The sequence below is a fragment of the Candidatus Limnocylindrales bacterium genome, assembly GCA_035626395.1.
Taxonomy (GTDB): domain Bacteria; phylum Desulfobacterota; class Binatia; order UBA1149; family CAITLU01; genus DASPNH01.
Map to the genome: position 1 here is coordinate 341540 of DASPNR010000031.1, position 19734 is coordinate 361273.

Annotated in this window: 12 protein-coding genes; 10 read left to right on the forward strand and 2 right to left on the reverse strand. The window is 68.6% G+C overall.

All coding sequences use genetic code 11. From position 1 onward, the window contains the following. The first annotated feature begins 6 nt into the window (after positions 1–6). The 6 genes from VEC57_13035 to VEC57_13060 all read left to right on the forward strand — a co-directional run bounded on the left by VEC57_13035 (position 7) and on the right by VEC57_13060 (position 7469). Positions 7–1092, forward strand: coding sequence for a complex I subunit 1 family protein (locus tag VEC57_13035; protein ID HYC00051.1), 1086 nt, complete (start codon positions 7–9; stop codon positions 1090–1092). Next, positions 1089–1754, forward strand: a complete 666-nt coding sequence (locus VEC57_13040) for an NADH-quinone oxidoreductase subunit J (protein ID HYC00052.1) — start codon at positions 1089–1091, stop codon at positions 1752–1754. Before VEC57_13035 ends, VEC57_13040 begins: the two co-directional genes overlap by 4 nt. A gap of 91 nt (positions 1755–1845) precedes the next feature. Further along, on the forward strand, positions 1846–2193 hold the full coding sequence (gene nuoK / locus VEC57_13045; protein HYC00053.1) for an NADH-quinone oxidoreductase subunit NuoK: 348 nt from the start codon (positions 1846–1848) through the stop codon (positions 2191–2193). 14 nt (positions 2194–2207) lie between these two features. Beyond that, positions 2208–4196 carry an NADH-quinone oxidoreductase subunit L gene (gene nuoL, locus VEC57_13050; GenBank protein HYC00054.1) on the forward strand — a complete coding sequence of 663 codons (1989 nt, stop codon included), beginning with the start codon at positions 2208–2210 and terminating at the stop codon, positions 4194–4196. Next, complete coding sequence (locus VEC57_13055) at positions 4196–6025, forward strand: NADH-quinone oxidoreductase subunit M (GenBank protein HYC00055.1); 1830 nt, start codon at positions 4196–4198, stop codon at positions 6023–6025. The genes nuoL and VEC57_13055 overlap by 1 nt, the downstream gene beginning before the upstream one ends. Before the next feature lies 1 nt (position 6026). Further along, complete coding sequence (locus VEC57_13060) at positions 6027–7469, forward strand: NADH-quinone oxidoreductase subunit N (protein HYC00056.1); 1443 nt, start codon at positions 6027–6029, stop codon at positions 7467–7469. Between the two features lie 6 nt (positions 7470–7475). On the opposite strand, the gene VEC57_13065 is transcribed toward VEC57_13060, so the two are convergent. Continuing rightward, a complete protein-coding gene (locus tag VEC57_13065) occupies positions 7476–9449 on the reverse strand; it encodes an ATP-binding protein (protein ID HYC00057.1) in 1974 nt (657 codons plus the stop codon). A 127-nt stretch (positions 9450–9576) separates the two neighbouring features. Here VEC57_13065 and VEC57_13070 point away from each other — a divergent pair, with 127 nt between their 5' ends. Then, a complete protein-coding gene (locus tag VEC57_13070; protein ID HYC00058.1) occupies positions 9577–11793 on the forward strand; it encodes a choice-of-anchor Q domain-containing protein in 2217 nt (738 codons plus the stop codon). Positions 11794–11933: 140 nt separating this feature from the next. Here the strand turns inward: VEC57_13070 and VEC57_13075 are convergent, their stop codons facing one another. Continuing rightward, positions 11934–16082 (reverse strand): hypothetical protein, encoded by a 4149-nt coding sequence (locus VEC57_13075; protein HYC00059.1) that lies wholly within the window; start codon positions 16080–16082, stop codon positions 11934–11936. Between the two features lie 652 nt (positions 16083–16734). Between VEC57_13075 and VEC57_13080 the strand changes: the two genes are divergently transcribed. The 3 genes from VEC57_13080 to VEC57_13090 all read left to right on the forward strand — a co-directional run bounded on the left by VEC57_13080 (position 16735) and on the right by VEC57_13090 (position 19705). Continuing rightward, a complete protein-coding gene (locus tag VEC57_13080) occupies positions 16735–17091 on the forward strand; it encodes an RNA-binding protein (protein ID HYC00060.1) in 357 nt (118 codons plus the stop codon). Positions 17092–17324: 233 nt separating this feature from the next. Further along, positions 17325–19304: a hypothetical protein gene (locus VEC57_13085; GenBank protein ID HYC00061.1), complete on the forward strand. Its 1980-nt coding sequence runs from the start codon at positions 17325–17327 to the stop codon at positions 19302–19304. Continuing rightward, positions 19298–19705, forward strand: coding sequence for a hypothetical protein (locus VEC57_13090; GenBank protein ID HYC00062.1), 408 nt, complete (start codon positions 19298–19300; stop codon positions 19703–19705). The genes VEC57_13085 and VEC57_13090 overlap by 7 nt, the downstream gene beginning before the upstream one ends. The last annotated feature ends 29 nt before the right edge of the window (positions 19706–19734 follow it).

A 19734-nucleotide genomic window follows, 5' to 3' on the forward strand; every position in this document is an offset into this window, starting at 1 on the left:
ACGCTCATGGACTGGCTCATCGGCGGCATAAAGTCTCTTGTGGTGCTCTTCATGGTGCTGAACGTTTCGGCGTTCCTGCTGTGGATCGAGCGCAAGGGCAGCGCGCTCATCCAGAACCGCATCGGCGCCAACCGCGCCAACATCCTCGGCGTGATGCCGTTCAACCTCGGCTTCGTGAACACGCTGATGGCTGATCCGCTCAAGCTCTTCACCAAGGAAGACTTCGTGCCGGAGAAGGCCGACAAGCTGGTGCACTCGCTGGCCCCGTTCCTGTCGCTGTTCCCCGCCGTCATCACGTTCGCCGCTGTGCCCTTCGGCGACACCATCGAAATCGGCGGTCGCGTGATCGAGCTGCAGGCGGTGAGCATCGACGTCGGCATCCTCTACATCTCGGCGATGGTTTCGATGAGCGTCTACGGAGTGGTGCTGTCGGGGTGGGCCTCCAACAACCGCTGGGCGCTGCTGGGCAGCATCCGCGGCAGCGCGCAGATGATCTCGTACGAGCTGGCCATGGGCATCTCCATCGTCAGCATGATCCTGCTCTACGGCACGCTCGATCTTCAGGAGATGGTGCGGGCGCAGGGCGCCCTGCTCTTCGGCTTCCTGCCGGCGTGGGGCGTCTTCTACCAGCCGGTCGCGTTCATCATCCTTCTGGTGGCCGGCATCGCCGAGTCCAAGCGCGTTCCCTTCGATCTTCCCGAGGCCGAGTCCGAGCTGATCGCCGGCTACTACACCGAGTACTCGGGCGGCAAGCAGGCGGCGTTCATGCTGTCGGATTTCGCCGAGATCGTGATGGTCTCGGGCCTGGTGGCCACGCTGTTCTTCGGCGGCTGGCAGGTCCCGTACATCGGCAAGGAAGGCTCGGGCAGCCCCATCGAGATTGGCGGCCTGCTGCTGACCGCGCTGCAGCTGGGCGCGTTCACGATCAAGGTGCTGTTCTTCTGCTGGCTGCAGATCCTGGTGCGCTGGACCGTGCCGCGCTTCCGCTACGACCAGCTGATGAGCCTTGGCTGGAAGGCGATGATGCCGATCGCGCTGGTCAACATGATCGTGACGGCGCTCGTCATCCTGATCGTGGAGCAGTCGCAGTGAGCGCGCTCCTGTTCTACCCGCTGGCGGCCCTGGCCGTGGCCGGCGCGCTCGGCGTCGTGCTGGCGCGCAACCCGGTGCGCAGCGCGCTGTCGCTGGTGGTCACGCTGTTCTTCCTGGCCGTCTTCTACGTGTTCCTGCAGGCGCACCTGGTCGCGGCGCTGCAGATCATCGTCTACGCCGGCGCCGTCATGGTGCTGTTCCTGTTCGTGATCACGCTGCTCAACCTGGAGTCCGACCACGGCATCAACGAGCGGCCTGCGCTTTCGGCTGCCGGCTTCGTGGCCGGCGCCATCGTCGCCGTTCTTCTGGTCAAGGCGCTCCTCGACAGCACCGTGCCGGGCGGGCGTGGCGTCGTGCTCGATGAAGCGTTCGGCACCACGAAGGTTCTCGCGCGCCAGCTCTTCTCCGAGTACCTCGTCGCGTTCGAGCTGACCTCGATCCTGCTGCTGGTGGCGGTGGTCGGCGCGGTGGTGCTCGCCAAGCGCACGGTGGAAGAGGACGCGCGCGACAACGCCCGCATGATGGCCGCCGCCGAGCACGAGACCGACGAGAAGAACCGCATGATCGCCGCGCACGAGGCGGCGCACAGCCACCTCGACCACGGCCACGCGCCGCACTCCGGGCACGGCCACGTGCACGCGCCCGCCGGAGGGCATCGCTGATGGCTGTCTGTAAGGCCTTGCACGCGAAGGCGGCCGCGGGCGTGTCTGCGGCGGACCGCGCCGCGCTTCGCGCTTCGTGTCCGCCGCGGACATGCCCGTGGCCGCCCGCCGCGACGGCAGAGTGGAGACCGTGCTGATGGTCGGCACCGCGCACTACCTGGCGCTCAGCGCGCTGCTGTTCGCCATCGGCGCCATCGGCGTGGTCGTGCGCCGCAACGTCATCATCATCTTCATGTCGGTCGAACTGATGCTGAACGCGGCCAACCTGGCGTTCGTTGCCGGTGCCAACAGCCTCGGCACCATGGGCGGCCAGTCCATCGTCTTCTTCGTCATGACCGTGGCCGCGGCCGAGGCCGCCGTCGGCCTGGCCGTCATCCTGGCCCTGTTCCGCAATCGTCAGACGGTGGCGGCCGACGAGATCGCCCTTCTGCGAGGCTAGGAGCCCGCACCCCGATGCACGAACTGGCAAGCCAGCTCTTCGGCGCAACCGGCGCCCACGCCGCCACCGCCACCGCCGCCGCCACGATCGCGGCGCCATATCTGCGGTTCATTCCGCTGGCGCCGCTGCTGGGCGTGCTCTTCCACGTCTTCCTCGGCTACCGGCTCGGGCGCACCGCCGTCGGCGTCGTCGCGTGCGCTTCCGTGCTGGTGAGCTTCGCGCTGGCCACGCGCGCGTTCCTGGCGGTGATGGGCGCGCCCGAAGGCACGGCCCTGATCGACCCGGTCTACCAGTGGCTGGCCTCCGGCGACTTCAGCGCCAGCGTCACCTTCCGCGTCGACGCGCTCGCCTCGGTGATGATCATGATCGTCACCGGCGTCGGCTTCCTCATCCACCTGTACTCGACCGCGTACATGTCGCACGACGAGAACTACGCGCGCTTCTTCGCCTACCTCAACCTCTTCATGGCGGCGATGCTGGTGCTGGTGCTCGGCGACAACCTGCCGCTGATGTTCGTGGGCTGGGAAGGCGTGGGCTTGTGCAGCTACCTGCTGATCGGCTTCTGGTACACCGATCCCGACAAGGCCTCGGCCGGCAAGAAGGCCTTCCTGGTCAACCGCATCGGGGATGCCGCCTTCATCCTGGGCGCGTTCACGATCTTCTGGGCGCTGGCCGACCTCGGGCACGCCAGCCTCGCCTTCAGCGACATCAACGCCCACGCGGCGTCCTTCCCCAAGGGCATCGCCTTGGCGGCAGCGCTGCTGCTGTTCGTCGGCGCCACCGGCAAGTCCGCGCAGATTCCGCTCTACGTCTGGCTGCCCGACGCCATGGCCGGCCCCACGCCCGTCTCGGCGCTCATCCACGCCGCAACGATGGTGACCGCGGGCGTCTACATGGTGGCGCGCCTGCACGGCCTCTATGAGGCGGCGCCGGACGCGATGAACGTCGTGGCGGTGATCGGAGCGGCCACGGCCCTGATGGCGGCGACCATCGGCATCGCGCAGAACGACATCAAGAAGGTGCTGGCCTACTCGACCGTCTCCCAGCTCGGGTACATGTTCATGGCCCTCGGCGTGGGCGCCTTTGCCGCCGGCATCTTCCACGTCATGACGCACGCCTTCTTCAAGGCGTTGCTCTTCCTCGGCGCTGGCAGCGTCATCCACGGGCTGCACGAGGAGCAGGACATCCGGCGCATGGGCGGCGTGCGCGAGAAGATGCCGATCACGCACGCGACCTTCCTCGTCGGCGTGCTGGCCATCGCCGGAGTGCCCGGCCTTTCCGGCTTCTTCTCCAAGGACGAGATCCTGGCCTCGGCCTTTGCCGGCGGGCACTACGGCATCTGGGCGGCGGGCGTGCTCGGCGCCGGCATGACCGCCTTCTACATGACGCGCCTGTACGTGCTGACGTTCCGCGGAACCTTCCGCGGCGATTCTCACACCTGGGACCACGCGCACGAGAGCCCTTCGGCCATGACGATTCCGCTGATCGTGCTGGCGGCGCTGGCGGTCGTCGGCGGCTACGTCGGCATTCCGCACGCCTTTGGCGGGCACAACCAGTTCGGCAGCTACCTGGCGCCGTCGGTCGGCCATCACGCGCTCGACCTTTCGGTGGCCACCGAGCTGGCGCTCATGGGCGCATCGGTCGGCGCCGGCCTCCTCGGCATCGCGATGGCCTGGCGCATGTACACGGTCGAGCCGGAGGCGGACGCCGACATCGCGGGACGGCTGAAGGGCCTGTATCGCTCGATGGGTGAGGCCTATCGCGTCGACGCGCTCTATGATCGCACCGTGGTGCAGCCGCTGATGCGGGTCAGCGATTTCCTCTGGCGCACCGTCGACGTCGTCTTCATCGACGGCATAGCCAACGGCAGCGCCACCGCCGCGCGCTCGCTCGGCGGCATGTGGCGGCAGTGGTCGACGGGCAACGTCCAGCATTACATGCTGACGGTGCTGATCGGCGTGGCCCTTGTGGTGCTCGCGGTGAGCATCGGAGTTGCCGGCTGATGCGGCTGCTGAGCCTGCTGGTTTGGACGCCGGCCATCGGCGCGCTCCTGGTCTCGGCGCTTCCCCGGGAAGCCGAGACGCTCATGCGCCGCGTGGCCGTAGCCGTGTCGCTGGTGCCGCTGGCGCTCGCGTTCTGGATCTGGCGCCTGTTCGACCCGTCGCGCGGCGACTTCCAGCTTCTCGAGACGCTGCCGTGGCTGCCTTCGCTCGGCGCGGGCTACCGCCTCGGCATCGACGGCATCTCGCTCCTGCTGATCTTGCTCACTGTGGTGCTGACGCCGCTGGTGCTGATCTCGGCCGCCGACTCGGTGCACAAGCGCGTCAAGGGCTATCTCGTCTCGATGCTGCTGCTGGAGACGACGATGCTGGGCACGCTCGTCGCGATCGACGCACTGCTCTTCTACGTGTTCTGGGAGATGATGCTCATCCCGATGTACCTGATCATCGGGGTCTGGGGCGGCGAGCGGCGCATGTATGCGTCGATCAAGTTCATCCTGTTCACCATGGTCGGCAGCCTACCGATGCTTGCCGCGATCATCTACGTCGGGCTCCAGCACGCCGAGGCTGCCGGCAGCCTCAGCTTCGCGCTGACCGACCTGTACGGCACCGAGCTGTCGGAGCGAGCCGCGCAGCTGTGCTTCCTCGCCTTCTTCGTCGCCTTCGCGGTCAAGGTTCCGATGTGGCCGCTGCACACCTGGCTGCCCGACGCGCACGTGGAGGCTCCCACCGGCGGCTCGGTCATCCTGGCCGGCGTGCTGCTGAAGATGGGCACCTACGGCTTCCTGCGCTTCGTCATCCCGCTGTTCCCCGAGGTGATGGTGGGCGCGGCCTACTGGATCGGCGTCCTGGCGGTGGTCGGCATCGTCTACGGCGCCCTGGTGGCGATGGTGCAGCCGGACATGAAGAAGCTGGTGGCCTACTCCTCGGTCAGCCATCTCGGATTCGTGATGCTGGGCCTGGCCTCGCTGACCACCGTCGGCGTCGAAGGCGCCGTCTACCAGATGCTCAACCACGGCGTCTCCACCGGCGCGCTCTTCCTGCTGGTGGGCGTCGTCTACGAACGCCGGCACACGCGCCTGATCGCCGAGTACGGCGGGCTGTGGCGGGTGATGCCCGTCTACGCCGTCTGCTTTCTCGTCGTCATGCTGTCTTCGATCGGGCTGCCGGGGCTGAACGGGTTCGTCGGCGAGTTCCTGATCCTGATGGGCGGCTTCCGCTTCGACAAGGTGCTCGGCGCGATCGCCGCCAGCGGCGTCGTGCTCGGGGCGGCCTACATGCTGTGGATGTACCAGCGCGTGATGTTCGGACCGGTCACCAACAGCGCCAACGAATCGATGCCCGACATGTCGCGGCGCGAGCTCGGCGTGATCGCGCCGCTGATCGCGCTTGCGGTCCTCATGGGCGTCTACCCGGCGCCGTTCTTCGACATGATGCGGGCCTCGGTCGAGACCACGCTGGCGCACGCCACGCAGACCTCGGCGTTTGCCAGGGCGCACGGCGCCGGCGCCTGCGCCGACGTTCCCAGCGCCGCCGCCAGCGACGGCGGCGCGTGCGAGATCGGCACGGGCGGTGCCGCCATGCCCGCTGCCGCCAGTTCGGTGCCGGCCGCCGAGCGCGCGCAGCCCGGCCGTCCGACAGCCGCCGGCCCGCGCCCGTCGATGCTGCACTTTTCGAGCGGCGCAAAGCCCTCGCACGCGCCGGGCCAGCACGGCACGACCGTGCACGGCAACAGCGATCTGTCCGACCCGAACGCCGCCATCGAGAAGCTGCGCAGGCGCCTCGAAGAGCTGAAGGCTGCCGAAAAGGCTCAGCAGCAGGAGGCCCACTGACATGCCGCAGGCGCTGACTCCGATCATCCCGCTGCTCGTCGCCTGCGGCTGGGCAACGCTGGTCCTGCTTGTCGAGGCATTCTCGAGCAGCCGCCGCTTCGTCGGCGTCGCTTGGCTGACGGCGATCGGGCTAGCGGTCGTCGCGGCCCTCTCGATGCAGCCGCTCGCGGCAAATGTCGTCTACGGCAACGCGCTGGCGCTGGACGGCTACGCCACCTACTTCAACATTCTGGCGTGCGTGATCGGCATCGGTTCGGTGCTGCTGTCGGTCGACTATCTCGCCGACGCCGGAATCGTGCAGGGCGAGTACTACCCGCTGATGTTCTTCGCGGTGGCGGGCGTCGTCGTGATGGCCGCGGCCACCGACCTGATCGTGATGTTCATCGGCCTGGAGACCATGTCGATGGCCGTCTACGTGCTGGCGGGCGCGCTCAAGAGCCAGATGCGCTCCAACGAGGCCTCGCTCAAGTACTTTCTGCTCGGCGCCTTCGCCTCCGCCCTGTTGCTCTACGGCATTGCGCTGCTCTACGTGATGACCGGCACGACTGTGCTCGGCGGCATCCACTCGGCGCTCTCCTCGGGCAGCCTCACCGGCACCGATCATCTGGTGGTGGTGCTCGGCATGGGGCTGGTGCTGATCGGCCTCGGCTTCAAGATCGCAGCCGTGCCTTTTCATCTGTGGGCGCCCGACGTCTACGAGGGCGCGCCGACTTCGGTCACCGCGTTCATGGCAACGGCCGTCAAGGCCGGCGGCTTTGCAGCACTGCTGCGCACGGCGATGGTCGCTCTGGCGCCGCTGCACGAGCAGATGGTGCCGATCCTGTGGATCGCCGCCGCGGTGACGATGACGGTCGGCAATCTGGTGGCGCTGCGGCAGGCGAGCCTCAAGCGCATGCTCGCGTATTCCTCAATCGCGCACACCGGCTATCTGCTGGTCGGAGTGACGGCCGGAACGAGCGAGGCCGGCGCGGCGGTGCTGTTCTATCTGGCCGGCTATGCCGCCATGAACCTGGCCGCCTTCGGCATCATGTGCGCCGTCGCGCGCCGCGGGCAGCCGCGCGAGGCGATCTCCGACTACGCCGGCCTCGGCCAGACCAATCCGATGCTGGCCGTGGCGATGACCGTCGCGATGCTGTCGCTGACCGGCATCCCGCCGCTCGGCGGCTTCATCGGCAAGCTCTACGTCTTTACCGCGGCGCTCGATGCCGGGCTGTTCTGGCTGGTGGGCATCGCCGTCTTCAACAGCGTGATCTCGGCGGCCTACTACCTCGGCGTCGTGCGCACGATGTACTTCGATCCGCCCGCCGGCGCGGTCGAAGCGCGGCCGTATGCGGCCGTGATCGTGGTCGCGGCCACCGTGGCCACGGTGCTGCTCGGCGTGGCGCCGGCGCCGGTGCTGAGTGCGGCCGCGCGGGCGTTCGAGAACGTGGCGCTCGGCGGGTGAGCTGCGTTACGGCTTGCCGCCCAGCCCGAACCAGAACGTAGCCCCGCGATCCACCGCACCCTCCGCCCAGATCTCGCCGCCGTGCAGCCGCACGATGCGCTGCACGGAGGCCAGGCCCACGCCGTGCCCCTCGAACTCGGTGGCGTGATGCAGGCGCTGGAACGTTCCGAACAGCTTGCTGGCATGGCGGGGATCGAAGCCCGCGCCGTCGTCGCGCACGAAGAAGAGCGCGCGGCCGTCGCGCTCGGCCTTTCCGACCTCGATGTGCGCGGCCGGGCGCTTGCTAGTGAACTTCCACGCGTTGTCGAGCAGGTTCTCCATCGCGATCCGAAGCAGGCGCGGCTCGCCGATCGCTTTCAGTCCCTGATCCACCTTCCATGACACGTGGCGACTCGGGTGCTCGCGCTGAAGGCGCTGGAGCGTCTCCAGGGCGATGGTGGCGAAGTCCACGGGCTCGGGCTCGAACTCGGCGCGCGAGATGCGCGACAGCCCGAGCAGCGCGTCGATGAGCTCGCCCATCCGTCGCGTGGTGCGACAGACGTCCTCGAGCAGCCCGCGCGCCGGCTCGCTCATGGCCCAGGCGTGCTCGTCGCGCAGGATCTGCGTGTACCCGTTGATCGCGCGGAGCGGCGCGCGCAGGTCGTGCGAGACCGAGTAGCTGAAGGCGCCGAGCTCACGGTTGATGCTCTGCAGCTGCGCCGTGCGCTCCTCGACGCGTTCTTCGAGCGTGGCATTGAGGCGGCGAAGCTCCTGGTCCGCCCGCTTTCGCTCCTGCGCATTGACGATGAGCTGTCCGAGCAGGCGCAGCATCGGCTCGAACGTCATCAGGTCCTGACGAGTGCGGCGCATCCAGACGTAGCCGGCGAAGCCGACGGTGCTGCCCTCCAGCATGATCGGCACCAGGATGATCGACCGGACCGCGAACGGGGCCAGAATCGCGCGAAAGGCTCCGGCGCTGTCGTCGAGGGAGGCGGTGTCGGCAACGGCCGCCGTGCGCCCGGCGCGCAGCTCCCCATAGGCCGGCGCCAGCCGTTCGAGCGCCACGACTTCGTACTCACCGCGACGTTGCTCGTATTCGGGACTCCAGACGTGCACGAGCTGCGCGCGCGTATGCGTGTCGTTGGAGCGGTAGACGGCGCAGCCGTCCGCGTCCAGAAAATCGCCGACACGCGCGAGGACGGAGTCGACGGCGGCGTCGATGTCGTCGCTGGGAAGATTGACGAGGTCGGCGGAGAGGCCGGCGATGAGCCGCATGGCGGCGTCGGCACGCTGGCGCTCGGCGTCGGCCGCCTTGCGATCGAGCGCACCGGCGAACATTTCGCCGAAAATCTTGACGGTCGCCACGGCCTGTCGCGTCCATCGCGGCCGCGGCTCGTGTGCCAGCAGCGCCAGGAAGCACGACAGGCGGCCGCCGAGCGCGATCGGCACGGCCATGACGGCACGCAGCTGGCGGGAGGTCAGCCAGTTTGCCGGGTCGAACCGGTCCGGCGCCTCGGAGACGTCACCGGAGCAGAACGGTATGTCGTCATCGAGCTTGGCGAGCAGCCAGTCGAACGCCTGCAGCGGCAGGTCGCGCACCGGCTTCCCGTGCCGCCGCTCCACGGAGGTCGCGCTCTGCCACACGTGACGCAGACGTCCCGCCCGTCGGTCCTCGGGAATGTCGAACATCGCGACCAGATCGGCGCCGTAGAAATGGCCGATGCGCTCGACCGCATGCGCGACGGCACGATCGACGTCGGCCGACGGGGTGCGGATGAACAGCGTCGACAGCTCCGCAGCAAGGCGCAGTTCCTGGACGCGCGAACGATCGGCGTGCGCGCTCGGGCTCTGGCTGCGCGATTCGCGTTCCATCTCGGTGGCGGGGCGCTCCGAACGCCGCATGCACTGGCGTCTGCGGCGGGGAAAGGCGGCGGCGCGAGCTCGTGCCGCCGCTCCCCTTGCATCGACGTACACCGTTGCGCGCAGCGATGCCAGAGCCATCGCGCACGCAACGCGAGCGAGCGCTTTAACACGACCTAAATCTTTGCCGCGCGCCGCGACGCGGCGAATGCGTTGGAGGCGTGACATTTGCATTGCGTGCATCGGGCTGAGCGGCAACAATCCGCCGATGCCTATACGACGTATCCCGCTCGCAGCCGCGGCGACGCTGATCGCCGCCGTCGCCGCTTTCGCCACTGGTCCGATGGCCGCCCCTGCGCATGCCCTGGCCGCGACCTACCACGTCGCCACCACGGGAAGCGACGCGACCGGCGACGGCTCGCCGGCCACCCCATGGGCCACCATCACGCACGCTCTCGACAACGCGGTCGACGACAGCCTGATCCTGGTGGCGCCGGGCACGTACTTCGGAGTGGTGCAGCTGCGCGGCCGCTTCGAAACCGGCGTGACCGTGCGCTCCTCGACGCCGTACCAGGCGCGCCTTCGCTACGACGCCAGCGTGGTGCGCTGCTACTACGGCAAGGGCATCACGCTCGAAGGCTTCGACATCTCGCACGACGGCCCCGGCGCGGGCGCGCTCCTGATGCAGGTCTCCGACGTCATCGACGATCCCGCCGGCATCGAGCGCGTGGAGAACATCGTCGTCCGCAACAACATCTTCCACGACAGCTACAACAATGATCTGCTGAAGATCAACGACAACGCCCGCGCCGTGCAGGTTCTGGGCAACATGTTCTACAACCAGGCCGGCTCCGACGAGCACATCGACATCAACAGCGTCTCGGACGTGCTGGTGGAGGGCAACGTCTTCTTCAACGACTTCGCCGGCAGCGGGCGCAGCGACACCGACACCTCCAGCTACGTCGTCATCAAGGACAGCAACGCCAATTCCGACGGCCGCCTGGGCTCGGAGGACGTCACGGTGCGGCGCAACGTGTTCCTGCACTGGGAGGGCAGCAGCGGGCAGGGCTTCGTGCGCGTGGGCGAGGACGGCACCGCCAACTTCGAGGCCGTCGGCGTGCTGATCGAGAACAACCTGATGCTCGGCAACAACGCGATGCAGATCCGCTCGCCGCTGCAGTTCCAGGGAGTCAAGGACGTCACCGCGCGCGCCAACACCATCGTCGGCGACATGCCGGCCAAGGAGTACGGGTTTCGCATCGTCACCGTCGGCGACTCGCCGGCCAGCGACGGCATCCACATCCACAACAACATCTGGTCCGATCCCAGCGGCACGATGGGCGACACGTTCAATCGCGGCGGCGCCACCGTGAACCTCACCTTTGACAACAACCTTTACTGGAACGACGGCAACGCCTTCCCGACCTCCAGCGAGTCCATCGTCGAGGTAGCGGATGACGCGGGCGCGGTCGTCGGCGACCCGCTGCTGCCGGATCCGGACATGGCGCCGCTACCGCGCTGGAACCCGGCGTCCGGCACGTTCGCCGATGGATCGACCACGATCCAGCAGGTCTTCGAGAACCTGGTGCTGAGCCACGGCGTGCCCGCTGCCGGCAGCGCGGCGATCGGCGCGGCGGATCCGGCCAACATGCCGGCAGACGACATTCTCGGTCAGCTGCGCAGCGAAGGCGGCGCACCCGACATCGGCGCGTTCGAGAAGCCGTCCTGCCAGGGTGCCGGCAATGGAACCGCCTGCAACGACGGCAACGCATGCACCGGCAACGATCAATGCCTGGACGGCGAGTGCGTCGGCGACGCCGGTGCGATGAACGGCGTCGCCTGCGACGACGGCAATTCGTGCACCGGCAACGATGCGTGCAGCGGCGGTGTCTGCGCCGGCAACGCTTCGGCCGCCGACGGCATGGCATGCGACGACGGCGATCCCTGCAGCCACGATGACGTCTGCGCTGCCGGCACGTGCGCGGCCTCGCCGCAGCCGAAGTCGGGCTGCACCGAAGCCGGCAGCGGCGGGCTGGACCTGCGCGACCGCATCCTCTGGACATGGAAGGGCGCGTCTTCGCTGAGCGAGCTCGGCGACCCGACCAGCCAGACGAGCTACCGGCTGTGCATCTACGACACCACGGCGAACGTGCACTCGGTGGCCGCGACCACGTCTGCACCGGCCGGCGGCACCTGCGCCGCGCGGGCGTGCTGGCGCTCCCGCACCGGCAGGGGCTACCAGTACGCCGATCGCGACGCCACGCCCGAAGGCCTCTCCAAGCTCAAGCTGACGGTAGGCGCGACGGGCCAGGCCTCCATCAAGCTTCTTGCACGCGGGCCGCTGCTGGAGCTTCCGGCGCTGCCTCTGTCGCAGGAATCGCACGTCGTGGCGCAGCTGCTGACATCGGATGCCGGGTGCTGGCAGACCACGCTGCCGGCGCCGGCCGTCGTCAACGATGCGAGCCGCTTTCGGGATTCGCGCTGAGCTGCAGGCCGTGCGTCATCATCCTGCGAACCTGTCGAAGGGTCGCAGCCGCGTCACGCCGGTTGCTTGCCGCTCACGCCGCGTCCGTTGAGGAGTCGCGCGCAGTCGAAGCCGCCGCGGCCGTCGGGCCAGTCTCGCATTCAGAGCATCGGGCACGACAGCATCAGATCGCTTCCCACCGCCTTGCGCAGCGTCGCCAGCGCGTCGGTCGCCGTGACGCTGCCACTGGCGTTGACGTCGCACACGCATGGCGTGCACTGCGCCGACCCCACCGCCGTGCGCAGCACGAGCAGCGCGTCGCTCGCCTTGGGAAGCTCGCCGTCGGTCAGCGGCTGCCCGCAGCGCTTGCACACCTCGTCGACGTCGCGGCAGGTGGCCGCGGGGCAGGCCTCCAGGCACGGCGCGAGGAAATCCGCGGCCTCGAGCGGGCACTCGTCGGTGCAGTCGACGATGTCGTCGCCGTCGCTGTCGACGTCGGGCGTGCCGCAGCCGCAATGGCCGGGCTCGCCCTTGGTGTCGTCGTCGGGGCAGAGGTCGACGTCGGAGGGATCGAGCGGATCGCCGAAGCCTTCTTCCTCCACCTCGTCGCCGATGCCGTCGTCGTCGTCGTCCTCGTCGCACGCGTCGCCGAGATCGTCGCCGACATCGTCATGCCCGTGGTGGTGCGAGCCGTCGTCGTACTGATGCGGAAAGAACATCGGACGGTCCGTGTTGATCTGGGTGGGATTGGCGACGTCGGGGCAGTTGTCGATGGAGTCGGCGATGCCGTCCCCGTCGCCGTCTTCTTCGACGCGAACGATCCATTCAAAGCCGGTGAAGTCGTTGCCGTCCTCGTCCTCGATCCCGCCCGGCAGCACCTGGATCGTGACGTCGCCGAGTGGCGGCTCGGCAAAGCCCGTGAAGAGATGGTAGTCGCGCCCGCCATCCTGCTCGGTGAAGTCGACGTGCACGACGTCGACGTCGGTTGCCGGCGATCCGGCCACGAGGACGTCGGCGGCATCGACTCCCGTGACGTCTTCCCAGAACTGCACGACCACCGTCGGCAGCGCGGCCACCGGCGTGGCCGCCTTCGGAAGATGGACGCTGACGCCGGGCGCGCCCTGCGCCTTTGCGAGCTCCCACGCCAGATAGACGGGCACCGGCCCGGGCTCGGTAACCGTGCCCCGCGAACGCGAGGCGCGCTCCTTGAGCGACGAGGCGGGACCGGCTGCGGACACGGCGCCCGCCGAGCCGTGGTCGCTTCCGCTGGCGTGCGTACCGGCAGCCGCCTGATGTGCGAACAGGCCCGGCTCGCCGCCGATCTCCGCTCCCGAGAGGTAAGTGTGCAGCCGCCAGAACACCGGGTCCCACGGCGAGGAAGCGGTGGAGGCCATCGCGCCGCTGATCAGGAAGTGGAGGTTCGAGTGCCAGGTCTTGGCAAGGATGCAGCCGAGCGCACGGTCCGTGGCGAAGTCGTCGATCGTGGCCTGGCCGATTCCCACCGGCATGCCGCCCTCGTCCTGGCAGGTGTCGCCGCCGGCAACAGGCTCCATCGGCCGCATGATCGGGGCTCCTTCGCCGTCGGTTGCGCCCTCGCGCGTGAACCACGGCGGCAGCGGGCAGAGCGCCTCGGGCGGCGCGAACGTCTGCCCGCATTGCGGAGCGTCGGTGAAGCGCGAGGGATCGGTGGTGTCGTAGCCGTTCTCCTGCTTGGGGATGGGAACCGCGCCGTCCCACATACCGACCGCCGGATAACCGAAGAAGGCCCGCCAGGCATTGAACGAGTCGACGATGACGCGATGGAAGCCGATCCAGCTCTCGCCCGGAAACGCCGGCTGCGCATCGTCTTCGGCGTGCAGCTGCTCGTGCATGCGGCCGACGCGCGCGAAGCCGTCGATGGCCTGTCCAAGCCCGTCGAGCGCCTGCAGGTCCGGGTCCAGCGCCTTCTCGCAGCAGCCGGCGTAGAGCTTCTCGGGCTGCCGGTCCGGATCGTCGCGGTTGCGCTCGACCGTGAAGCGCAGTTCCTTGCTGCACGTGATGTCGGGCGCCTGACCGCCCTCGATCGTCACCGTGGCCTGCACGAAATGCTCGCCCGGGCTCTTCCAGAAGAACCACAGCCGGTTCCAGTCCGAATCGACTTCGCCGGCGGCCGGCTCGCGCTTCTTGGTGACGATGCGGCTGGTGGTCTCCTGGTTCGCCTTGAAGAGGAACGTGCCGGCCATGCCGCGGCGGAACGCGGAGAAGTCCTGATAGCTGGTGATGGTGGCGCCCTGCACGATCCATCGGATCGTCTTGATGTCGGCTTCGGTCTTTCCTTCCGGCAGCAGCACCGAGGCTTCGAGCACGACCTCCTGCCCGACGTTCTTGGTGCTTCCGCCCGCGCTGACGCTGACCGGCGAGACCCTGCTGGCGTAGTCGCCGGGGTCCTTGATGACGGTGCACAGCGCATTGCCGCCGCCGCACGCGACGATGGCGCCGGTGTCGGTGCGGGTCACGTGTGCGTCGGCGCGGTAGACGGTGATCGGCGGCGAGGCATCCAGGATCGAGACGTCGCAGCCGCCGGCGACGCGCAGGTACAGGATGCCGGTCTCGAGGTCGCAGCCGGGCTCGCCGTCAGCCACCGGCTCGCGCGCGCCCGCAGGGCACGACGTCTTGGCACGCACGCGCTCTCCGGTGCTGGTCTTGCCGGTGACGATGACCTCGACGCCGAGCAGGCCCGGCTCCTCCGAATCGTGCAGGCCGACGTCGAGCATGAACTTGATCTCGGTGCCGTCGAGCGGACCGATCTGCGCGACATGGGGCGGCGAGGGCTCGGTCGACGTGACGGTGGCGGTGGCGTTCTCTTCGGCATCGGCGGCGAAGACGCGCACCGACGCCTCGATCTCGGTGAACGTCTCGTGCTTGGCGCGATTGGAGATCTCCTCGACGAGCTCGATCTGCGTTCCGGGCGCGTAGACGAAGTCCTCGAGCTCGTGCTCGAGGCGGAAGTCCGGGTGCACGATCTTGACCACCGCCGCATCGGGCGAGCACGTCGGCGTCTGCTCGTCCTGTCCCGATGCCGAGCCCGCCTGCAGCGCCGCGCCGTCACCGGGCGAAGGGCACCGCACGTCGGCCTTGGCCGTCACCGGCGCGCCCTCCAGGTCCTGCGCCGACGCGTGCCCGCTCAGCTCGACGACGCCCGCGTGCCTGGCGAAGTACTCGAACACGAGCTCGAAGCTCTCGCTTGGCAGCAGCGTCGGGGCGGTGTCGGTTTGCGGAGACGAGAGCAGCGTCAGGTTGGCGTTGCTGACGGCGACGTCGCCGGTGACGTCGTGGAGGATCTCGCTGCCGGCATTCGTGATGCGCAGGCGGGCGGTGACGAAGCCGCCCCTCTCCACCTGCGGCGGCTCGACCAGCAGCGTTGCGCGCAGCTTCGGCGTCGTCACGCCCCAGCTCGGGCTTGCGTCCAGAAAGTCGTTGTCGGTCAGCCGGCGGAAGCCGCTCCCGTCGGGACGGATGATGCAGATCTCGAGGCCGTTGCTGAGGTCGCCGCCGAAGAAGCGGCAGGTGAAGGCGACGTACTGGCCGTCCGGCGACCACGAGGGCCCGATGGCGTATTCGACACCGGTTCCGAACAGGAAGATCGGAGTCAGCGGCGTGCCGTCCGATTCGACCAGGCACAGCGACTGCCCCGTCCCGCACGTGTAGACGATCTTGTCCTCGAAAGGATGCCAGTCCAGGCCACTCGATCCGTTGCCCGCAACCAGGAGCTGTCCGGCTCCAGGCATGTCGGCGTCGGCGTCGACGACGTAGAGGCCGTGCGTGCCGGGGCGGTCGCTGTAGAAGGCGATGCGGCTGCCGTCGGGCGAAAAGCTCGGATCGTAGTTGTTGCCGGGGGCGTCGGTAATGCGGCGGATGTCGTCGCCGCCGGCGCCTGCGACGTAGATTTCCAGATCCTGGAAAGCGATCTCGGGCTCGGCGGCATCGCGCGTGGAGGCGAAGGCAACGGTGGTGCCGTCGCGCGACCATGCCGGAGTGCCGTAAGTGCTCGCGTCCCGAAGAAACGGCCGCACGCCTCCGCCGGCTATGTCGGTCTCGGCGATGCTGACGTAGTCGAACGTGTCGCTGGAGAACAGTACGGTGCCGCCGTCGGGCGAGATGGCGGGCGAGTGATCGGAGGCGTCGGTGGCAAAGAGCTGGCGCTCCTGCGTCCTGTCGGGACGGATCGAGTACAGGTCGTAGGTCGTCGTCTCGCGGTAGGAGCTGAAGACGATGATTCCCTCGGCATCCTGCGCCTGCGCCGGCCAGGCGGCGGCCAGGAGTGCCAGCATCGGACAGAGAAGGAGCGCGCCGCAAAGAAAAGCCTTGCCCGACGCGTGCATGCGTTCATGCTGCCACCGCCCGCCGGCCACAGACAAGAGGGCCACGTGACGGTGCCGGAGTCGCATTGGGTCGAGAGGCCGGAACCTCATTCGGAGCAGTGCTGGCAGCACATGGATGGCGAAGATGGGCCGCGGCGCGGGAGCTGGGGCGTGTCGGGTCCACCTGCACGGATGCACGGTCACGGGCGGCGGCAGCGTCCGGAAACGGCTCGAGTCGGAGCCGAGTGATGGGGACTGACGCCGGACTGCGAGCGGCTCCGGGGCCTCGCAGCGGGGAAATGGAGCCCGGATCCCTTCCCGCTCGAGATGGAAATCCCGCCACCGACGAAAAAAAAGAACGGGGCAGGAGAGGCAGAACGGCATTTCCGACTGGCATTTGCCCGTCGAACATGCGGAAATGGCCGCGGGTTCGATGTTCTCCACATCGACGCTGTCGCCATTCCCACCGAGGCGGTTTTGTTCCCTTCGAGAGTTGTCGAGCGCTCAGCCCTGAGCTTGCACAGAAGCATGACCCAACCTGTGAGTCGCCGAGGATTGCTCGGAATCAATAACCGCGTCTGCGCCTTCGGCGCTGGCGCGCATGGATAGAAAGAAAGAAGACATGGGTAAGAAGATTTACGTAGGAAACCTCCCCTTCAGTGCCACCGAAGAGCAAGTGCGCAAGCTGTTCGCTGCGCATGGAGAAGTTCAGTCCGTTGCCTTGATCACCGATCGCGAGACCGGCCGCCCGCGCGGCTTCGGCTTCGTCGAGATGGACGCGGCCGGCGCGACCAAGGCGATCTCGGCCATCAACGGGCAGGAGATGGACGGCCGCACGCTGAAGATCAGCGAGGCCGAGCAGCGGGAGCGCGGAGGCCGTGGTGGCGGCGGCGGCGGCGGCGGCAACCGTGGCGGTGGCTATGGCGGGGGCGGCGGCGGCGGTTACGGCGGTGGCGGCCGCGACCGCGATCGCTGGTAGGAAATCGATGATCGACGCGTCTGCAGCGATGCCGGCGTCGTCTCGATGAGGAGCGCGCGACGGGTTTCACCGTCGCGCGCTTTTTTTTGGCGGCAACGACGACGCTCCTGGCGCTGGGTGCGAACGGAGCGAGCGGCACCTCTGGCGCCACCGTTGAGCCCGAGGCGGCCGGCGCGGGGGCCGACATGGCGCCGGTTTGCGCGCAGAGGCGTCCGCTGGTTCGGTGCGCCTCGATGTCGCGGCGACAATCCGAGCTGGCGCGCATTCGCGAGCGCCTGGCGCTGCGCCAATCGGCGCTGCAGAGCGCGCTGCAGCGGGAAGCGTGGTTCGGCCGCGCCGGGGTCCTCGTGCTGATGGTGGGGCTGGCGGCGTTGTTCGCACGCTCCGATCAGCTGTTCGAGCCGGCAGCGTGGCGCACCGTCATCCTGACGCTGGGCGCGCTGGTTCCGCTGGTGCTGGTGCGCCGGCTGTGGTCGCGCCGGCGGGTGCGGCTGTCGTACTCGGTGGACTGGCTGCAGCAGGCGCTGCGCCGCCTCGACGACGACTTCGCCTTCGGACAGGCCGACGGCAGCGAGTATCTCGATCCCGAGCATCCCTATGCCGGCGATCTGGACATCTTCGGCGACGGTTCGCTGTTCCAGCGCCTGAACGCATGCCGCACCGCGCTCGGCCGCGACGCGCTCGCTTCGTGGCTTGCCGGCAGCTTCGGCCGCAGCACGCTCGCCGAGCGGCGCGAGGCCATCGAGGAACTGGCCGCGGGCCTCGACTTGCGCGAGAACATGGAACTGGAGCTTCGCGTTCTCGAGTACCGCGGCGCAGGCGACGAGCGCGACCGAGAGTCGCTCGAGCGCAGCACACGCTCTCTCGTCGAATGGATGCGCTCGCCGACGCCAGCCTCCGATACGCCACTGCGCATCGGCTTCGAGATCGTGGCGGGCTTGCTGGCATCGGTCGCGTTCGTGGTGTGGGCGACAACCGACGCGGGCTTGTCGGTGCTGGCGCCGTTCTACCTGTTCAACGGATGGCTGCTGCTGCGCGCGCGCGACGTCGAAGAGCTGGTGGTGCGCTTCGAGCGCGTGCGCGACACGCTCGAGGCATGGAGCCGCGTGCTGGTCCTGCTCGAGGGCATGCAGGTCCGCAGCGCGCTGCTGCGGCGGTTGCAGGCCGCCGTCCACGGCGACGGCGAGGCCGGCCGCGCCTCGCAGGCGCTCGTGCGGCTGAAGCGGCTGGCCGATCTCCTCTCGCAGCGCCGCAACGTCGTGTGGCTCCTGAGCTTCGACGTCCTGTGGCTCGCCGACCTGCACGTCCGCCGCCGTCTGCTGGCGTGGAAGCGCCATCATGGCGCCGACATGGCGAGCTGGATGGAGGCGGCGGCGATGCTGGAGGCGCTGTGCGCGCTGGCGTCCTATCGAGCCGCGATCCCGGAGTCGGTGCATGCGGGCATCGCGGGCTGCGGCGGCCGTGCAGTTGTTGCCTCGAGCGGCGCTGGCGATGGCACCGGCAACGGCGATGGTGCAGCCGGCCACGGCGACGACGATGCGAGCGGCGCTGCTGCTGCCGTCGTTGCCGGTGGCGCCGGCGCGATCCTGGCGTTCGAAGATCTTGCGCATCCATTGCTGCCGGCGTCGACGCGCGTCGGCAACAGCCTGTCGCTGTCGCCGCTGGGGACCATCTGCGTCGTCACCGGTTCCAACATGAGCGGCAAGAGCACGTTCCTGCGCACGGCGGGCGTTGCGGTGGTGATGACGCAGGCCGGCCTGCCGGTTCCGGCGCGAGCCATGACCATGCGTGAGAATCTGGCGGTCGTGACGTGCATGAACGTGCACGACTCGCTCAAGGACGCGTCCTCACTGTTCCACGCCGAAGTGCGGCGCCTGCGCCAATGCCTGGACCGCGTCGCCGCCGGCACCGCCACGCTGGTGCTGTTCGACGAGATCCTTGCCGGCACCAACTCGCGCGAGAGGCACATCGGCGCCATCGCGATCCTGGAGAGCCTGCGCAAGCTGCCGGCCGTAAGCCTCGTCTCCACGCACGACCTGGGCCTGGCCGAGCTGGCGGGCGAGCACCCCGACGAGGTTTCCGTCGTCCACTTCCGCGACCACGTTCGCGACGGCCGCATGACGTTCGACTACACGCTGCGCCCCGGCCCGTTGCCCAGCACCAACGCGCTGCGTGTCATGCGGCTGGCGGGGCTCGACGTTCCCGCGTGCTGACGACGGCGCCGGAGCCCGAGGCGCCCGCCATCGACCTGCGGCAGATGGCCGTTCGTGTTGCCCGGCGGCGCCCGACAAGATCGGCGGCGGTGGACGAGCACGGCGGCGGACACTGGACCGAGCGCAGCAGCTACATCGTGCTGTGTACGCTGCTTGGCGTCGTGCTTGGCTGGCTTCCGTTCTTTCTCCACGGCCCGAGTGCGGACAAGTACTCCATTCTCCACATGAATGGGCCGGTGGCGGTGTGGGCGTGGTACGTGGCCCGCATGCTCATCGGCCTCTACGTCGGTGTCGCCGGTGTGCCGCGGTCCTGGTACCTGCGCGGCCCGCTATGCGGCTTCGTGTCGATGTTTCCCCTGACCATCGTCAGCCTGGCCACGCCCGGCTGCGGCGAGCCTTGAATGTTCTGGAACCTCCTCACCGGTACGGT

Coding starts and splice junctions, on each gene's coding strand:
- VEC57_13070 (HYC00058.1), top strand. CDS start 9,577: ATGCCTATACGACGTATCCCGCTCGCAGCCGCGGCGACGCTGATCGCC.
- VEC57_13060 (HYC00056.1), top strand. CDS start 6,027: ATGCCGCAGGCGCTGACTCCGATCATCCCGCTGCTCGTCGCCTGCGGC.
- VEC57_13065 (HYC00057.1), bottom strand. CDS start 9,449: ATGGCTCTGGCATCGCTGCGCGCAACGGTGTACGTCGATGCAAGGGGA.
- VEC57_13080 (HYC00060.1), top strand. CDS start 16,735: ATGGGTAAGAAGATTTACGTAGGAAACCTCCCCTTCAGTGCCACCGAA.
- nuoL (HYC00054.1), top strand. CDS start 2,208: ATGCACGAACTGGCAAGCCAGCTCTTCGGCGCAACCGGCGCCCACGCC.
- VEC57_13075 (HYC00059.1), bottom strand. CDS start 16,082: ATGCTGGCACTCCTGGCCGCCGCCTGGCCGGCGCAGGCGCAGGATGCC.
- VEC57_13055 (HYC00055.1), top strand. CDS start 4,196: ATGCGGCTGCTGAGCCTGCTGGTTTGGACGCCGGCCATCGGCGCGCTC.
- VEC57_13035 (HYC00051.1), top strand. CDS start 7: ATGGACTGGCTCATCGGCGGCATAAAGTCTCTTGTGGTGCTCTTCATG.
- nuoK (HYC00053.1), top strand. CDS start 1,846: ATGCCCGTGGCCGCCCGCCGCGACGGCAGAGTGGAGACCGTGCTGATG.
- VEC57_13085 (HYC00061.1), top strand. CDS start 17,325: ATGTCGCGGCGACAATCCGAGCTGGCGCGCATTCGCGAGCGCCTGGCG.